This is a genomic window from Flavobacterium succinicans, assembly GCF_001662485.1.
GTDB lineage: Bacteria > Bacteroidota > Bacteroidia > Flavobacteriales > Flavobacteriaceae > Flavobacterium > Flavobacterium succinicans_A.
This window is the reverse complement of record NZ_JMTM01000017.1, coordinates 612,439-629,899: the sequence shown is the minus strand read 5'-3', so window position 1 is coordinate 629,899 and position 17,461 is coordinate 612,439. Positions and strand designations below refer to the sequence as shown.

The window sequence follows — 17,461 nt, the reverse complement described above, 5'->3', positions numbered from 1 at the left end:
GAACAAAGGCATTGACTTAAGCATTTCTTGGAAAACTACTTTAATTGTCTATATTTGGTTAAAAATGAATTACTTCTAACGACTAAACCTTTTCATTTATGACTAAAAAATGGTTATCCATTATAAAAAAAATAGGTAAATTTTTTCTATTCTTCGTTTTGTTTTTAATTAGTCTATATGGTATTATAGGGCTTTATATTGACACTCATCATGACCAATTACTAAAAGAAGTTAGAGAAATTGCCAATAAAAACATCAAAGGCGAAGTAACAATTGGAGATTTTGAAGTGGTTTATTTTCATGGGTTCCCTCACATGACCATTGCCGTAAAAGATGTAACTATAAAAGACAGTTTGTGGGCAAAACACAAAAGAACCTTGCTAAAAGCAAATTCTATTTACGCCAAAATCTTGCCGTGGGACATTTTTTTAAAGAAAATAAAAATAGACAATGTCTCTATTCATGATGCTAAAATCCATCTATATATAGACCCAAAAGGCTATACTAATACGTCCGTTTTTTCAAGTGATTCTAAAACCAAAACTACAAGTTCAAAAAAATTGTCATTAGAATTGGATCAAGTAAAATTAGTAGATGTTTCGTTTATTTCTGAAAATCAATTCAAACATAAAAGATTTGATTTTACAGTAGATCATCTTCATTTAAAAAAATTCGATACGGCTCAAGGTTGGGAAGCAGATATTGATTTGAAAACCTTGGTAAAAAGCATGACTTTCAGCATGCGTCACGGAAGTTTTGCTAAAAACAAAGTGATTGAGGGAACTTTAATAGCTAAATATTCCGAAGCAAATGGTGCTATAGCTGTCAATTCTGATGCTTTGTCTATTGGAGAGGATGTTTTTAAAGTTAATACTAGTTTTGGAGTAGATAAGGGAAACAGCATTTTTTCTATTGGGCTTTTTGTTAAAAATATTCGCTGGAAATCTGCGTCTAATCTGCTTTCCAATAACATTAGCCGTATTCTAAACCGTTTTGATTTTAAAGATCCATTTAAAGTAAGCTGCAATATCATTGGAGACTTTAACAAAGATGGCGACCCAAAAATTCTAGTGAAGGCGACAATCAAAAACAATGAACTTAGTTATTTTGACTATAAAATAACTGATTGTAACTTTTTAGGCGTTTATAACAACCATTATCAAAAAAATAAAGACATATCCGATGAAAATTCTGCGGTTGTTCTTCAAAACTTTCGAGGAAAAGTTAAAAATATTCCTTTTGTTACCAAAAATATGATGATTTTGAATTTGGATAAACCCATTGCTTCAGGTTCATTTGTTAGTAGTTTTGATTTGGAACAATTAAATCAAACGATTGTGAATAAAGAAATGTCCTTTGAAAGTGGAAATGCAAATTTAAACCTTTCTTTCAAAGCTGATGTTGAGGATTTAAAAATGGTAAAACCTTTTTTTATTGGTTCGGTAGTGGTTCAAAATGCAAATGGAACGCTTATACCTCTTAATAAACAATTCCAAAATAGTAGCATTGACTTGTCGTTTACTACCAATCAATTAAGGGTAAACCAAATCGTTTTGAACACGCAAAAAAGCGCACTAAACTTAAAAGGTAACTCAGATAATTTTTTAAATTATTACTATGATTCTCCAGAAAAAATCTTTATGAATTGGGATATTCAAGCTAAAACAATTGATTTGAACGAATTCAATTTTGGAAGCGGAAAAACTACGACCGCTCCAAAACAAACTGCAGCAATTTCTCCAGATATTATCAATATTTTAAATGAATCAAACGCATCAATCAATTTTAGTGCCGATACCATTATTTACAAAAAAGTTAAAGTACAAAAAGCAATAGCGCAAATTAAAGTAGTTGCCGATAGCACAATCATTAAAAATGTTTCACTAGTATTTGGAAAAAGTCCAATAAAGTTAAACGGAGCAATTTCGTATAAAGATAAAAGCAATCACATTTACACAAAAATTGACGCTACTAAAGTAGATGTTGATGAGCTTTTAAAAGCTTTTGATAATTTTGGTTCCAAGGCACTTACTCCAGAATCCATTTCCGGTCTAGTCTCAATTTCGGGTTATTTTGATGGCGATTTTGATAAAAACTTAAATATGGTTAAACGTTCCTTAACCGGAAATTTGAATCTTGAATTAAATAAAGGTGCATTGAAACACTTTGACCCCTTAAAAAAAATTGGAAAATATGCCTTTCCTTTTCGGAATTTTGATAACATAACTATTGATTCTCTTGACATAAACATTGATATTAAAGATGGTTTTGCCAACTTCGATCAAACCCCAATTAATTCGTCGGTACTCGACTTTGATTTGGAAGGCACTTATGGTTTTTATGGCGATTCAAATATGGAAGTGGATGTACATTTGAGAAATCCTGAAAAAGATAAAAAAAGAAGAAAAAAGAAGATAGTCAAAGAAAAAAGAAATCGAGGCATCACGCTGCATTTACAAGCAATTGAGGAAGGCGAAAATCCGTTCAAAATTAAACTCCGTTTCAAAAACGAAAAACTAAAATATTAATTGGGGGGTTAGTGCCCCCCTTTTTTTATTTATAATTTACTAATATAACTCCCAAACGGATCCTTAAACTGATACCCTTCGGAAAAACGATCTTTACTCAGTTTTTTATAGGAAGCCAAGCCCCACAACAAGAATTCTTTCATAAAATAATAATCCTCCTTGGGCAATTGCGGTTGGTATTTTTTGATAATGACTTCTAATGGTGTAACATTATCCAAAATAGTTTGATATTCATCATTCGTGGCGTCATCCAATAATTCGAAACCACTTTCAGCAAAAAACCATTCTAAAGTATCGGTATAAGCCGTTTTTTCTCCTTGTTTTTCCAGTTTTTCAATCTTTGGAAAATAGCCCGGGAAAAATGTACGAATCGCGTCATTGATCAAATGTTGGGCTACCACCGCAGCGCCTTCTTGTTCCCCTTCATAAACCAATTCTACTTTTCCGGTTATGGCAGGAATCACGCCCATAAAATCAGACAAACGCACTGCTGTAGTGCTTTCTCCTGCTTTTAAAGCACGACGCTCAGCCGTACTAATCAGATTTTCGTAGGCCGTGATGCTCATTCTAGCACTCACGCCACTTTTTGGATCAATAAAATCGCTATCTCGCGCTTCAAAACTAATTTGTTCCAACAAATCTTTAGCCAAAGAAGGTACATACACTACATCGGTTTGACTGCTTTCTAACTTGGCTTCTTGCTGCGTGATGGTACGAGCAATGGCTATAGTTTCTGGGTAATGGGTTAAAATTTGAGAACCAATACGGTCTTTCAATGGCGTAACGATACTTCCTCGATTGGTGTAATCTTCTGGATTGGCGGTAAAAACAAACTGCATATCCAAAGCCATTCGTAATTTATAGCCTCGAATTTGTATATCGCCTTCTTGCAAAATATTAAACAACGCTACCTGAATTCGAGCTTGCAAATCGGGTAACTCATTGATGACAAAAATACAGCGATTCGCTCTTGGAATCATCCCAAAATGAATCACACGATCATCCGCATACGACAATTTTAGATTCGCCGCCTTGATCGGATCGACATCCCCAATCAAATCGGCTACTGTAACATCGGGCGTAGCTAATTTTTCATAAAAACGCTCACTTCTAGGTAACCAATCTATGGGCGTTGCATCGCCTAACTCGGCAATCAAATCCTTGGCGTAACGAGAAATGGGGCGGAAAGGATCATCATTAATCTCAGAACCCGCCACAAATGGAATGTATTCGTCCAACAATTCGACCATTTTTCTAGCCAAACGCGTTTTTGCTTGCCCACGAAGCCCTAACAAATTGATATTGTGTTTCGATAAAATAGCGCGTTCCAACTCTGGAATCACCGAATTTTCAAATCCGTGCACCCCTTCAAAAGTCGGAATACCCGCTTGCAATTTCTTCCTCAAATTATCGCGCAATTCTTCTTTAATCGTTCTTGGCTGATAACCCGATTGTTTTAATGCGCCTAAAGTTTTTATGTCATTCATGGATGATATTTTATTAAATCTTAATTTATATGTGTTTTATTCAACTGAAAACTCATAACCGAAAACTCATAACTGAAAACTGATACCCGACAACTACTTAATCCTCTTCTTTCGATTCGCTTCATAATCCTCAAAAATCATTTCACCCAATCCTTTCAAACCCGTATAAAAGGCTTTTCCTTGATTGGCTTCGGTAAAATAGGTCACAAACTTTTGCAAATACGGATCATTAGCTATCATAAAAGTGGTGATGGGAATATGTAATTTTCTAGCTTGTTGCGCCTGAGTGTAGCATTTGTCTACAATGTATTGATCCAAGCCATTACTATTCATATAATACGAGCCATCTTTCTCCCGCACGCAACTTGGCTTACCGTCGGTAATCATAAAAATTTGTTTGTTGGTGTTGCGTTTTCTTCGGAGTAAATCCATGGCCAATTGCAAACCAGCGACGGTATTAGTATGATAAGGTCCAACTTTTAAATACGGCAAATCCTTAATCGCGATGGTCCAAGCATCATTTCCAAAAACCAAAATATCCAAAGTATCTTTTGGATAGCGAGTGGTAATCAATTCAGCCAATGCCATCGCTACTTTTTTGGCAGGCGTAATGCGGTCTTCACCATACAAAATCATACTGTGGCTAATATCAATCATCAAAACCGTACTCATTTGGGCTTTGTATTGGGTGTCCTCAACCACCAAATCGTTTTCCGTGAGTTTAAAATCGGCAACCCCATTATTAATTTGGGCATTTCGCAAACTTTCTGTCAGCGAAATACGTTCCAAACTATCGCCAAAATGAAACTCTCGAAACTCACCTGTATGTTCATCGCCGTTACCGCTGTGTTTCGTTTTGTGATTACCATTTCCCGAGCGTTTCATAGTACCAAAGATGGTATCCAACGCTTGCTGACGGATGGCGCGTTCGGTTTTGGCTGTAATACCCGTTCCAGTGGTGCCGTCGTCTTTCAATTCCTCACGGATGTACCCTTTTTTCTTTAAATCTTCAATAAAATCATCTATAGTATAACTGGCATCGGTCAATTTATATTCCTTGTCCAATTCACGTAACCAAGCAATCGCCTCGTCAAAATCGCCCGAAGTATGCGTAATTAATTCTTTAAAAATAGGGAACAATCGATCAAACGGCGACAGAAAGGGCGCTTCGTAAATCTTAAAATAAAATCCAGCACGGTTTTGGTTTTTCATCGCAAACAACAAATAGGATTAGGAATCACAATACTTTCAATAAAAACTTAACTCCTAGTTTTGGAGCAGAAAAAATAGGCTTTTTAGCCAGCAACGTCCCGTCATCCGCTATATCTTTTTCTTTTTAAAGAAAAAAGAAAAAGGATGCCGCTACTGCCGGGGCTAAAGAGCAGCAATAAGCATTTTTATTGGCAAATTAAAAGTACAGCATTTTGATGCTGTTGCTCGTCTAACGTTTATTAATTTTTAGTTAAAAGCAATAAAATAGATGATTTTTCTTAGATTTACAGCTTTAAAGGAATAGAAAATCTGTTACTTGTGCTCATTTTGAAAGTGGAACACAGAAAAAGTGGATTTAACGAATCTAAATATGAAAACCAGCGAAAATTCGCTTTACAAACCATTAGAAATAAAATTACTCATCCCTTTTTATAAATTTAAAAAATGAAAAAACATTTTTACTTCATTTCATCAATACTCTATATATCAATTCTATTAAGCTGTTCAAATTCAAAAATTCAAAACTATAATTCTAGCAAGAATATTCAATCCAAACAAGATAGTTTAGCCTTTGAATTATGCCAAATGTATGGTTTAGATCAAGGTATTAGATTGTCCGAAGGATTTAAAGATAAATCAAAATTCATACAAAACATTGATACTCTAAATTTTAAAAAAGTAGTAGCATTTGTAAAAGCCAATGGTTTTCCAAACAAAACATTGTTGGGTGAAAAAAATTTCAACTATGAATGTGTTCAAGGTTCATTTGGAGCAATATTACTTCACAATCCACATAGATTAGTTAATGAGCAAATCTATTTTGATTTATTTCTAAATGAAGTTAAAAAAGGCAACTTCAAACCTGATTTTTTTGCCGCAGTTTTGGATAAATATTATTGGACAATTAGCAAGAATAAAAAAAACAGAAGAGTATTTTACGGATCAGCTTTTGGTAAACCATGCCTTCAAACCAAAGAAGCAACCAACAAAGCAAGAATAGAAATTGGACTGAAAGCACTTAAGGATGATGAATTTGTTGACTGCGCTGGTGAAGAATTAAATATGCCGATAGTAAGAACTTAATGTAAGTTTTAGCTACATCAACCCTCATTCAATCCTTTCGAACAATAATGAATTTTAGTTAAACCTAAAGAAAATGATTAAATGATTAATCTACTTTCTTAAAAACCAATTCAATTCCAGAAGGATTAGTAAGCGTTAATCGCATATTAGCAACCTCATATGAAGTAGTACTTTCTAAGGAATGTAGAAATTCACCCTCCTTATTTTGGGATATACATGCCATTCGAGTAGTTATGATGTTGGTGAATCTTAAAACTTCTTTTTCAAAAAAGAGTGAACCGTTCATACGATTGCATCCTGCGTACCCCATAAACGTTCCAGAATTACTATTGATTTCAAGATAAGGCAATTCATTAACAAAATCACTTGAAGATACACTCTTACCATTCATTTTTTCCAATACCCAAATATCATGCAAACGCGGGTCTACAATGTAATTTCCGCAGCCTTGAAAATTTGCTGTAGATTTATCCTTACTGTTTTCTATTTCTACACGAACTTCATAAGGGAAAATTTCGCCAGACATCGTATTGGTGCATTTTTGTTGTTCTATAGTTATCATCATAGTTCCCATTTCAGTAGCTACTCGATAGTTTTTCACATTTGCATCCATTGCTCTAATTGGTTCCACATGAGGCACATTAAATGATTCGAAATTGGATTTTAGTGAAGTAAATGAAATTTTATTGGCAGCTATTTGCAAGCTCCACTCGGGTTCATTACCCATCGCTCGAAAATAAATACGTTGTTCCATATTTTCTATTTGTTCCTGATATCCTTTGCTAGGATTCGTATTAACAGAAGTGCCTATTGAATCATTCTTTGGAGCTTTACAAGCCACGCACAATAAAATCAAAAAAAGAAATGCATTATATTTTGTCATGATTAAATGTATTAAATAACAATTCCTAAAATTAGCAAAAAAAAAATTAAGTCTCGAAAAAAACACCTTCTTTGTAAAACCAATGTCCAGCAATTTTCTCAAAAGAAGAGCGTTCATGATGAATGTATTCTTTTGCATCAGGACCTCTAAAAAAAGCTTGAAATTCTACTATGGTTTCCTCAAAAGAAATAATCTCTAATTTTTGCCATTGGTTTTCGCTAGCCCAACGCAAAATTTCATCTTTAGAGAAAAGGTTTCTTGTGCTTTCGTGAGTAGTCGCTATCAAATAGTCAGCATTTTTTACCACATAAGCGCTATACCGTGATTGCATCAAAGCCAAAGCAGTTGGCGCGGTTTCATAGCCTAAAATGTATTTTTCACAACATTGCATAAACGCCATTCCAGAGCCGCAAGGGCAAACATTAATGTGCATCCTCAGGATTGATTTTCTGAAACAACTGATTCAGTAATACTTGATATTTACTGATTTCGATTAAATCGGCATCATCTTCTGAATGGTCCAGAAGCTCATCCAAAGCCTCACTTACTTCGGTCAATTTATTATTGGCTTCTCGATTTTGTTTCTGTGCCATCAAGTCGATGATTTCTTGCACTTGTATTTTCAATTGGTCAAACGGATTCTGGCTCATATTATTCATATTTAGACGCTTGGTCTTCGTTAAACTTTTTTACGATTTCTTTCAATTTCTCTTTGCGCTCCATAGCTGCCTTCTTGGCCTTATCTTGGGCTTTGTGCAACTTATCGTTGTGTTTCTTTATGTTTCTTTCGTTGTTTCTTCCCATTGTATGCTACGTTTAATTTCTTCAAGCGAGCGTTCGGTGTATATAATTTGCTCGATTATTCTTTTCCTTAATTCGTCTATATCTTCATAATCAAAATACTTCGCCCAATTAGTCAACTCAAATAAGTTCCGAATTTGTTTGATTTTTTTGGTAGTCTCAAAACTGGTACGAAGAACCGCTTTGTGATCGTAATTGGGATTTTGTTTGTGCTGATAATTTACAGTTCGCTTAGCATAATCTGCTGCTAAATAATATAGTTTTTCCTCGGCATTATCGGGATAAAAATCCTCCCAACGCGCAAATCCTACTTTATTTTTAGAACTGGTAGTTGGTTCTAAAGGCTCCAAACGCCACTTACTATTCGCAAAACGTCCCCAATGATTCGACAAACGATACATTCCTTCTGGAGTATAATAGTACTTACTTCCTGAGGCGCTATGATATTGCAAAACCAATCCCTCTATTTCCTCCAAAGCGACTTCATAAAAGACACAAAAAGTGTTTTTAAAAGATTGTGGTGCGGGTCGGAAAACGTTTTTCATAGCTGCAAAGGTAAGCAGAATAACCAAAACCAAAATAATAGCCATAATTATTGTGTATCTTTGCGCTTAATAAATTTTTGAAGTTTCAGGATCATGGAAAAAGGAATACCAAGCAAAATGCTAAAAAAAGGAATACACACAGGAATAGTAAAACAGGATGAAGACAACAACTTCTTTTGTGGTCCTTATTTATTAGACTACAAAATGGCTTTGCAATATAAATTGGGAGATATTATCACGATCAAAACAGTAATCGAAAACCCTAGTGATAAAAGTTACGATAAATATCCCAAAAAATCAAGGAATTTTGACAAAGCTAATATGAAATCCGAACAATAGACTCTTTTTTAAAACACTGTAAATCAAAAACTTTAGTTAGTTTTTGATTTTTTTTTGGTCCTAAACTAAAAAGATAAAAAAAAGTGTACCTTTGCAAAAAATTTGTCAATTTTGAATCCTAATTCATTACTTCACATTAAAAGACAATAAGTTACCTTATTTATGAAAAAAATCGTTGAATACCGCAAACTACTGAATGTAGACAAAAACGTAGACCTTAAAGAGTTAAAAACTATTTATCGCAACGCGATGAAAGACGCGCATCCTGATAAATTTCAAGGCGATGAAGAAGGATTAAAAGCTGCCGAAGAAAACAGTAAAAAAATTATTGAGGCCTACCATTTCTTAGTAAGCATCAACCCAGAGACCATTAAACAAAATTTACCTGAATATACAGAAACTATTGCTACATCAACCATTACCGACTACAAATTTGTAGAAGGACGTTTGATTATCAATTTTTCTAACGGAAGTGTTTATGAATACATTAGTGTACCAAAAGCAACTTACGTAAAAATGGTCAATGCTGATTCACCAGGTCGTTTTGCTAAAAGACACATTCTTAACGCCTTTACTTGGAGAAAGACAATAAATCAAGACTAATCTTCCCAAAAAATAGTTTATAAAAAGCACTCTTTTTGAGTGCTTTTCTATTTATATCATAAATCTTACTTAAAAAAAGTAAGCAATAACAAAATTTTAAGCTGTAATAGCGTGCGTAATTTATAAATTTAAATACTTTTGCATACAAAATCTAATAACATAACTCAAGAATGAAAAAAATCATTTTATTATTATCTGCTTCAGTTGTATTGTTTTCATGCAACAAAGATTCCTACACTATTTCGGGTACTGCCAAAGGAATTGAAAATGGAAAAACTATCATTTTAGAAAGTCAAGATGACAAACTAGGTGTAATTGCTATTGATACTGTAAAAGTAGAAAATGGTAAATTTGAAATCGAAGGTAAAGCGACTGAACCAGCATTTCATTTAATAACAGTAGAAGGAATTCAAGGAAAATTACCTTTCATTTTAGAAAATGGATCTATTGAAATCGTAATCAACAAAGACACGCTTCAAAAATCTAAAATCTCTGGTACTTATAACAATGATGAATATGCTTCATTCAATGAAGAAATTACCAAAGTACAAAAGAAATTAGTAGATTTCCAAACAGCTAACACGCAAAAAATGAATGATGCTCAAGCTAAAAAGGATACTGCAGTTATCAACAGCTTGATGAAAGAATTCATGACTATTCAACAAGAAGTTAGTACGGCATCAAAAACAAAATATACTTCTTACGCTGAATCTCATCCAAAATCATTCATTAGTGCATTAATCATTCAAGGAATGTTAAATGACCCATCTACTGATGTTAAAAAAGCGGAGAAATTATACGAAAGTTTAGAAGAGTCTTTAAAAAACACTAAACCAGGTAAAGCGATCAAAGCGCGTTTAACCGAAATGAAAGCTCCGTCTGTTGGCGCTACTCCAGCAGCTCAAGGTTCAGCAAAATGAAGAGCTGACTTTTCCGCGCCAAATCCGCAAGGAAAAGTAATTAGCTTAAAACAAAGTTTAGGTAAAGTTACCATTGTTGATTTTTGGGCTTCATGGTGTCCGCCATGCCGTAAGGAAAACCCAAACATGGTAGCACTATACAAAGAATTACATGCAAAAGGATTAAATATCGTTGGCGTATCCTTAGACAAATCTGCAAAAGCTTGGAAAGAAGCAATTGCTAAAGATGGTCTGACATGGACGCAAGTTTCAAATTTGAAATTCTGGGATGAACCAATTGCGAAACAATATAAAGTAGAAGCTATTCCAGCAACATTTGTTCTAGATGCTTCTGGAAATATAGTAGCACAAGGATTAAGTGGAGCTGCTTTAAGAGACAAAGTAGTAGAACTTTTAGCCAAATAATTGCCTAAACGACTAAAAAACAAAAAAATCTCCCTTGTGGAGATTTTTTTATTTTATTCACTACCAACACATTAAAAAATATCCAAAAATTAAGTGTATTTTTTATTTGGAGAACTCAAAAGTGTTCTTATATTTGCACCCGGTTAGCACAATAAGCAACAGCTTATGAGTCTTGGGGAGATACTCAAGCGGCCAACGAGGGCAGACTGTAAATCTGCTGTGAAAACTTCGCAGGTTCGAATCCTGCTCTCCCCACAAAAAAAGTCCCGATGCAAATCGGGACTTTTTCTTTTTACTAACTTCTCTTTTTATTCTAAAATAAAACTTACACTGACATTTACCACAATTGCAATTTCTCCAATAGCTAACGTTTCTCTTGGAGTAGCTTCAGCAGCATCACTATTCATAGCTTTCATTGCATAAACTGGCACAGGTGATGGATAGTAGTTTTGAGAATTATCAGAAATCATAAGCGCTTTGCCTACTTTTTGACCCAATACAGACACAAAATCATCTGCTTTGGCTTTGGCATCCTTCATGGCTAATTTTCGTGCCTCTGCTTGATATTGTACCAATTTTGAAGATTGAAATGTAACACCATCAATATTATTAACACCAGCATCTACCAAACCTTCCATCAAACTATCATATTTAGTCAAATCTTTCAATAAAATTTCAATAGTTTGACTAGCATTATACGAACGCTTTTTTGATTCATATTCGTATTGTGGATTTAACGCTACACGTCGCGTCTTGTAATCTTCTGTTGGTAAATTTACTTTTTTTATAAATTTTAAAACAGCATCTACTTTTAGGTCATTTTCTTTCTTAACATCTTTGGCATTAGCTCCTTTGGTTACTACTGTAATCACGATAACAGCTTGATCCGGAGTGATCTTTACCCTACCTTCACCGCTTACACTAATTTGAGGAGAGGGTTTAGCATCTTGAGCGTGTGCAACAAATATTGAAAAGACAAATAACAGGGCAAGTACTTTTTTCATAAGAATAGGATTTAATTTATAATTGTTTTTATTCATTTCAATGGCATATAACAAAAGTAGTGCCATTATAATTTTCCTCTTTTTTCCAATACAAATAAAAATACAATTGGAATCGCCAAAAGAATCACCATCAACGAATGTTCGGCTAATAACTGCGGTTCTTTTACCAAAGTAATCACATAGCCTCCTACTGCCCCACCAAAATGTGCAGTATGCCCAATATTGTCGTTTTGAGCTTTCATCCCATAAATTGAATACAACAAATACAATATACCAAAAAGATAGGCCGGAATCGGAATTACAAAGAATAATCCCAACATCATGTCTGGTTGCAACAAAATGGCTGAATACAAAACCCCTGTTACTGCTCCAGATGCTCCTACCGCTCTATAACTATAATCATTTTTATGAAAAGACATCGTAAGCAAACTTCCAAACACTAAACTCCCAAAATACACTAAGATAAACGAAAAATCCCCCATAAAACCAATAACAACGGGTGCAAAAAAATAAAGTGTTAGCATGTTAAAAAGCAAATGCGACATGTCTACATGCAAAAAACCTGAAGTCAACATTCGGATTTGCTCACCAGCTCGAATACTGCCAACATGAAATTCATATTTCCTAAAAAAATAGATATCGTTCCAACCTTTGTAACTCACTACAACATTAGCCAAAATTAGGCCTAGTAAAATCATATTCATATCAAACTATTTAAAGTTAAGTGTAAAGATAGTAATCTTACATTTTTAACCCCTAGTTGGTCTTAGATAATATTGTTTCCTTTTTTGGGTTATATTTGCACAAAAAATTCAGCATGCAGTTTTTGGTATATATCATAGTTTTTCCAATTCTTTGGATTATTTCTATCCTTCCGTTTCGCATTTTTTATTGGTTCTCCAATCTCATTTATTTAATTGTATACAGAATAATTGGCTATCGTAAAAAAACAGTCCGTGAAAACATGGCCTTAGCGCTTCCACATCTAAGTTCTAATGAACGTCTTGTACTCGAAAAGAAGTTTTACAAACATATGTGTGATATGTTCTTAGAAATGGTAAAAACATTAACCATTTCGCATAAAGAAATGGATAAGCGCTTCAAAATTACCAATATTGAACTGGTAAAAGAATTTGAAGACAAAGGAAAAAGTACCATTTTATTAACTTCACACTATGGTAGTTGGGAATGGTTGATGACTTTAAACAACCAAACCAAGTTTTATGGCATAGGAGTTTACAAAAAAATAGCCAATAAATATTTTGACCAATTGGTTCGTGATATTCGTTCAAAATTTAATGCTGAATTAGTAGAGACCCGACAAACTATTCCATTAATGCGGGAGAACGAAAAAACAGGAAAGTTATGTATGTATGGATTAGTAAGCGATCAATCACCAAAACTGAATCGTGCTTTTCATTGGCATCACTTCATGGGAATTGATGTACCTGTTCATACTGGAGCTGAAATGTTGGCTAAAAGATATGATTTGAGCGTGCTTTTTGTAGATGTCAAAAAAGTAAAAAGAGGCTATTATGAAGCCACCTTTATCAATATTACCGAGGATGCCAGAAGCATTCCTGATTTTGAAATCACTGAACGTTTTTTACAATTAGTTGAAAAGCAAATCCTAGATGCTCCTGAATATTATTTGTGGACACATAAAAGATGGAAACACAGACGATAAATTATAAAAGCAAAAAAACTCATTACTATCAAATAGCAATGAGTTTTTTTTATCCTTACAATCTTTTTAATGAGCAAACCATTCTGCTACTAATGTATTCTCAAAAGAAGTAGCATTTTGATGCAAAAACTCATTGGTCTCCGCATTATATTGATATTCCTTAGCCCATTCTTTATGGTTTTCGGCTAAAGATTGAATCGCATTGCAAACGTATTCTATTTCAGCTGAAGTTGTAGTTGGATGAATTGACATTCTGATCCACCCCGGTTTACGAATTAAATCTCCTAAACTTATCTCATTGACCAACTTAGTTGACGTTTCTTGATCTACGTGAAGCAAGAAATGCCCATAAGTTCCAGCGCAACTGCAACCTCCTCTTGTTTGAATTCCGAAACGATCATTGAGTAATTTTACTCCTAAATTAAAATGCAAATCGTCTATAAAAAATGAAATTACTCCCAAACGCTCTTGATGTTGAGCCGCCAAAATTTTAATGTTTGGAACATTTTGTAGGGAATCAAAAACATAGGCTACAATTTCGTGTTCGCGTTTCAAAATATTATCGATACCCATTTCGTCTTTCAACTGAATGGCCAAAGCGGTTTTAATCACTTGCAAGAAGCCAGGCGTTCCTCCATCTTCTCTATCCTCAATATTATCAATGTATTTATGTTCACCCCAAGGATTTGTCCACGAAACGGTTCCTCCTCCTGGGCAATCAGGCACCATATTGTTGTATAACTTTTTATTAAAAACCAATACTCCCGAAGTGCCTGGTCCACCTAAAAATTTGTGCGGTGAAAAGAAAATAGCATCCAAATACGCCTCTTCATCTTCAGGATGCATATCAATAGATACGTAAGGACCTGAGCAAGCAAAATCCACAAAACAAACTCCATTATATTGATGCATCATTTTGGCTGCCTCGTGATAAGGCGTTCGAATACCTGTAACATTGGAGCAAGAAGTGATTGAAGCAATCTTTAAGGTTCTTTCTTTATATTTTTCAAGTAATATTTTTAGATTTTCTAAAGAGAAAAGTCCGTCTTCGGTTGAAGGAATTACCTCAACATCGGCGATGGTTTCTAACCAAGACGTTTGATTAGAGTGATGCTCCATATGAGAAATAAAAACCACTGGTTTTTTCTCGTTTGGAATAGCAATAAAATCTTTTAAATTTTCAGGAACTTTGATGCCTAAGATTCGTTGAAATTTATTCACAACGCCAGTCATTCCTGTTCCATCTGTGATTAAAACATCATTTTGATTAGCATTAACGTGTTGCTTAATGATATTTCTAGCGTGGTGATACGCTTTGGTCATAGCTGTTCCAGAAACGGTAGTTTCGGTATGTGTATTAGCGACAAAAGGTCCGAAGGCATTCATCAATTTTTCTTCGATGGGCCGATATAATCTTCCGCTGGCAGTCCAATCGGTGTAGATGATTTTTTTTGATCCAAATGGAGATTCAAATTCTTGATCAATCCCGATAATATTTTTTCGAAATTGTTGAAAATACTGTTCTAAAGTCGTCTCTTTTGTAATATTTGTCATTATATCTTTCATTTGCTTACAAATATATTGTATTTGATTGAAAACCTTTCCTTGTTTATATATTTAATGCTAAAAAGCAAAACCTTTTCAATAGAGCTACTGAAAAGGTTCCTTTGTATTTTATGCGTCTAAAAAATGAAACCAAAAAAGCCAATTGTGACTCTTTTACCCCCGATAGGAGCGGCATCCTTTGTTTTTTTTCTTTAAAAAAACAAAGATATAGCGGATAGCGGGAATCCTGTTTCCTGATTAGCCTAATGCGTTGGTCCTAAAAACTCAACTTGTTTTTAGATTCCAGCGACTGCTTTGATTTCGTCTATGATTCGCAACGCTAAATCGTCGGCCAATTGTTGTGTCGCGGCTTCAGTGTAAATACGGATTATCGGTTCGGTATTTGATTTTCTTAGGTGTACCCAATTTTCGGCAAAATCAATTTTTACTCCGTCAATGGTCGTGATGTTTTCTGATTTATACTTATCGGTCATCGCTACCAAAATCGCATCCACATCAATTTGAGGCGTCAACTCGATTTTGTTTTTACTCATATAATATTCTGGATACGAAGCACGCAACTCAGATACTTTCATTTTTTTATTGGCCAAATGCGTCAAAAACAAAGCCACACCCACCAAGCTATCGCGTCCGTAATGCAATTCAGGATAGATGATTCCACCATTGCCCTCACCTCCGATGATAGCGTTATTTTTTTTCATTAATTCCACTACATTCACCTCTCCTACTGCACTCGCTTCGTAGCTGCCGCCGTGAGCAACAGTTACATCGCGCAACGCTCTTGAAGAAGACATATTCGAAACCGTGTTACCAGGCGTTTTGCTCAACACAAAATCGGCACAAGCCACCAAAGTGTACTCTTCGCCAAACATTTCGCCATCCTCAGAAATAAAAGCCAAACGATCAACATCTGGATCTACGACGATGCCTAAATGCGCTTTTTCTTCGACTACTAAAGCTGAAATATCCGTTAAATGTTCTTTTAAAGGCTCAGGATTGTGAGGGAAATGACCATTGGGTTCGCAATACAATTTTACTACTTCAACCCCCATTTGCTCTAATAATTTTGGAATGATGATCCCTCCAGATGAATTCACACCATCGACCACCACTTTGAAATTGGCTGCTTTTACTGCCTCAATATCGACTAATGACAAGTTCAATACTTCATCGATATGAATGTCCATGTAAGCGTCATTGATGGTGATTTCGCCCAAACTATCTACGTCTGAAAAATCGAAAGCTTCCGCTTCGGCAATTTTTAATATTGTTTCGCCATCGGCACCACTTAGGAATTCGCCTTTTTCGTTTAGAAGCTTCAAAGCATTCCATTGTTTTGGGTTATGAGAGGCGGTCAAAATTATGCCACCATCGGCTTTTTCCATTGGAACTGCGACTTCAACGGTAGGTGTCGTGGACAATCCTAAGTCGATTACATCAATGCCTAAACCTAATAAAGTATTCACCACTAAATTGTGAATCATAGGTCCAGAAATACGAGCATCTCTACCAATTACAACGGTATTTTTTTCTTTCTTACTATGTTTTTTCAACCAGGTTCCGTAGGCCGAAGCAAATTTTACGGCATCTACAGGAGTTAGGTTATCCCCTACTTTTCCTCCAATAGTTCCTCGAATACCTGAGATTGATTTGATTAATGTCATATAATTTCAATTTGGTTATGGCTACAAATATAAAAAAGTTGGGTGGGCTAATTGCCTTTAGTCAGAAAACTTTTTGATTTAAGAAATGATAGCTTTTATTGCGAGGATTTTTAAAGTTTGTATCTTTGGAGATGGTCAAATTAAAACAATGAACTTTCTCGCACACATTTTTCTTTCGGGTGATGATGAATTACTCAAAATAGGCAATTTCATGGCCGATGGCATTCGTGGAAAACAGTACGAGCAATTTCATTTGTCCATTCAGAAAGGCATTCATTTGCATCGCTTTATCGACACTTACACGGATGCACATCCTGTTTTTAGACAAAGTACGAAACGCTTGCACCCTAATTATCATCATTATTCAGGGATTATTGTCGATATTTTTTATGACCATTTTTTAGCCAAAAACTGGAGCACTTATTCTGACGAAACTTTAGAAGATTTTACTGAACGTTTTTATCAATCTTTGAGGGATAATTATGATTTTCTCAATCCCAAAACCAAAAAAATGATCCCATACCTTATTACACAAAATTGGCTACTAAGCTACCGAACTGTAGAAGGGATTGCAATTATTTTAGAAAAAATGGACCATAGAATGAAAGGCGCTTCGAATATGCGTTTTTCTACCAAAGAATTAACAACCTATTATTCCGAATTTGAAGAAGAATTTACTACATTTTTCATAGACTTAATGTCTATTACAAAATTGAAAATAAATAGTTTATGAT

Annotated in this window: 18 protein-coding genes, 1 tRNA gene and 1 pseudogene; 9 read left to right on the top strand and 11 right to left on the bottom strand. The window is 34.7% G+C overall.

The window, feature by feature from the left end:
- The first annotated feature begins 98 nt into the window (after positions 1-98).
- The gene (locus tag FLB_RS04860) at positions 99-2,528 is read left to right on the top strand and encodes an AsmA-like C-terminal region-containing protein (RefSeq protein ID WP_064714812.1); all 2,430 of its coding nucleotides are present in this window, start codon (positions 99-101) and stop codon (positions 2,526-2,528) included.
- A gap of 29 nt (positions 2,529-2,557) precedes the next feature.
- Here the strand turns inward: FLB_RS04860 and FLB_RS04855 are convergent, their stop codons facing one another.
- Positions 2,558-4,015: a hypothetical protein gene (locus tag FLB_RS04855; protein ID WP_064714811.1), complete on the bottom strand. Its 1,458-nt coding sequence runs from the start codon at positions 4,013-4,015 to the stop codon at positions 2,558-2,560.
- A gap of 93 nt (positions 4,016-4,108) precedes the next feature.
- Positions 4,109-5,227, bottom strand: a complete 1,119-nt coding sequence (locus FLB_RS04850) for a vWA domain-containing protein (RefSeq protein WP_064714810.1) — start codon at positions 5,225-5,227, stop codon at positions 4,109-4,111.
- Positions 5,228-5,671: 444 nt separating this feature from the next.
- On the opposite strand from FLB_RS04850, the gene FLB_RS04845 reads away from it, so the two are divergent.
- The gene (locus FLB_RS04845) at positions 5,672-6,310 is read left to right on the top strand and encodes a hypothetical protein (protein ID WP_157490533.1); all 639 of its coding nucleotides are present in this window, start codon (positions 5,672-5,674) and stop codon (positions 6,308-6,310) included.
- Between the two features lie 85 nt (positions 6,311-6,395).
- Here the strand turns inward: FLB_RS04845 and FLB_RS04840 are convergent, their stop codons facing one another.
- The 5 genes from FLB_RS04840 to FLB_RS04825 are packed head-to-tail and all read right to left on the bottom strand — an operon-like array spanning position 6,396 to position 8,539.
- Positions 6,396-7,193, bottom strand: coding sequence for an META domain-containing protein (locus FLB_RS04840; protein ID WP_064714808.1), 798 nt, complete (start codon positions 7,191-7,193; stop codon positions 6,396-6,398).
- Between the two features lie 46 nt (positions 7,194-7,239).
- On the bottom strand, positions 7,240-7,626 hold the full coding sequence (locus FLB_RS04835) for a YchJ family protein (protein WP_064714807.1): 387 nt from the start codon (positions 7,624-7,626) through the stop codon (positions 7,240-7,242).
- Entirely contained in the window at positions 7,616-7,843 is a 228-nt protein-coding gene (locus FLB_RS04830; protein WP_064714889.1) for a hypothetical protein, read from the bottom strand. The genes FLB_RS04835 and FLB_RS04830 overlap by 11 nt, the downstream gene beginning before the upstream one ends.
- A 1-nt stretch (position 7,844) precedes the next feature.
- Positions 7,845-7,997, bottom strand: a complete 153-nt coding sequence (locus FLB_RS14340; protein WP_197488931.1) for a hypothetical protein — start codon at positions 7,995-7,997, stop codon at positions 7,845-7,847.
- The gene (locus FLB_RS04825) at positions 7,970-8,539 is read right to left on the bottom strand and encodes a hypothetical protein (protein ID WP_064714888.1); all 570 of its coding nucleotides are present in this window, start codon (positions 8,537-8,539) and stop codon (positions 7,970-7,972) included. The genes FLB_RS14340 and FLB_RS04825 overlap by 28 nt, the downstream gene beginning before the upstream one ends.
- 93 nt (positions 8,540-8,632) lie before the next feature.
- Here FLB_RS04825 and FLB_RS04820 point away from each other — a divergent pair, with 93 nt between their 5' ends.
- The 5 genes and pseudogenes from FLB_RS04820 to FLB_RS04800 all read left to right on the top strand — a co-directional run bounded on the left by FLB_RS04820 (position 8,633) and on the right by FLB_RS04800 (position 11,061).
- The gene (locus tag FLB_RS04820; RefSeq protein WP_064714806.1) at positions 8,633-8,878 is read left to right on the top strand and encodes a hypothetical protein; all 246 of its coding nucleotides are present in this window, start codon (positions 8,633-8,635) and stop codon (positions 8,876-8,878) included.
- Positions 8,879-9,040: 162 nt separating this feature from the next.
- Entirely contained in the window at positions 9,041-9,481 is a 441-nt protein-coding gene (locus FLB_RS04815) for a KTSC domain-containing protein (protein ID WP_064714805.1), read from the top strand.
- A gap of 170 nt (positions 9,482-9,651) precedes the next feature.
- Positions 9,652-10,401: a DUF4369 domain-containing protein gene (locus FLB_RS04810; protein WP_064714804.1), complete on the top strand. Its 750-nt coding sequence runs from the start codon at positions 9,652-9,654 to the stop codon at positions 10,399-10,401.
- Positions 10,402-10,419: 18 nt separating this feature from the next.
- A pseudogene (locus FLB_RS04805) lies at positions 10,420-10,806 on the top strand (peroxiredoxin family protein); the annotation flags it as partial.
- A 174-nt stretch (positions 10,807-10,980) separates the two neighbouring features.
- A tRNA-Tyr gene (locus FLB_RS04800) sits at positions 10,981-11,061 on the top strand.
- Between the two features lie 53 nt (positions 11,062-11,114).
- Here FLB_RS04800 and FLB_RS04795 read toward each other — a convergent pair.
- Positions 11,115-11,810: an SIMPL domain-containing protein gene (locus FLB_RS04795; protein WP_064714887.1), complete on the bottom strand. Its 696-nt coding sequence runs from the start codon at positions 11,808-11,810 to the stop codon at positions 11,115-11,117.
- A 65-nt stretch (positions 11,811-11,875) separates the two neighbouring features.
- Positions 11,876-12,514: a rhomboid family intramembrane serine protease gene (locus FLB_RS04790; RefSeq protein WP_064714802.1), complete on the bottom strand. Its 639-nt coding sequence runs from the start codon at positions 12,512-12,514 to the stop codon at positions 11,876-11,878.
- A gap of 113 nt (positions 12,515-12,627) precedes the next feature.
- Between FLB_RS04790 and FLB_RS04785 the strand changes: the two genes are divergently transcribed.
- Positions 12,628-13,497 carry a lysophospholipid acyltransferase family protein gene (locus FLB_RS04785; RefSeq protein WP_064714801.1) on the top strand — a complete coding sequence of 290 codons (870 nt, stop codon included), beginning with the start codon at positions 12,628-12,630 and terminating at the stop codon, positions 13,495-13,497.
- 66 nt (positions 13,498-13,563) lie between these two features.
- On the opposite strand, the gene FLB_RS04780 is transcribed toward FLB_RS04785, so the two are convergent.
- Both FLB_RS04780 and glmM read right to left on the bottom strand, forming a co-directional pair.
- The gene (locus tag FLB_RS04780; protein WP_064714800.1) at positions 13,564-15,051 is read right to left on the bottom strand and encodes an aminotransferase class V-fold PLP-dependent enzyme; all 1,488 of its coding nucleotides are present in this window, start codon (positions 15,049-15,051) and stop codon (positions 13,564-13,566) included.
- Positions 15,052-15,338: 287 nt separating this feature from the next.
- Entirely contained in the window at positions 15,339-16,727 is a 1,389-nt protein-coding gene (gene glmM, locus FLB_RS04775) for a phosphoglucosamine mutase (RefSeq protein ID WP_064714799.1), read from the bottom strand.
- 148 nt (positions 16,728-16,875) lie between these two features.
- Between glmM and FLB_RS04770 the strand changes: the two genes are divergently transcribed.
- Entirely contained in the window at positions 16,876-17,460 is a 585-nt protein-coding gene (locus FLB_RS04770; RefSeq protein WP_064714886.1) for an ACP phosphodiesterase, read from the top strand.
- The last annotated feature ends 1 nt before the right edge of the window (position 17,461 follow it).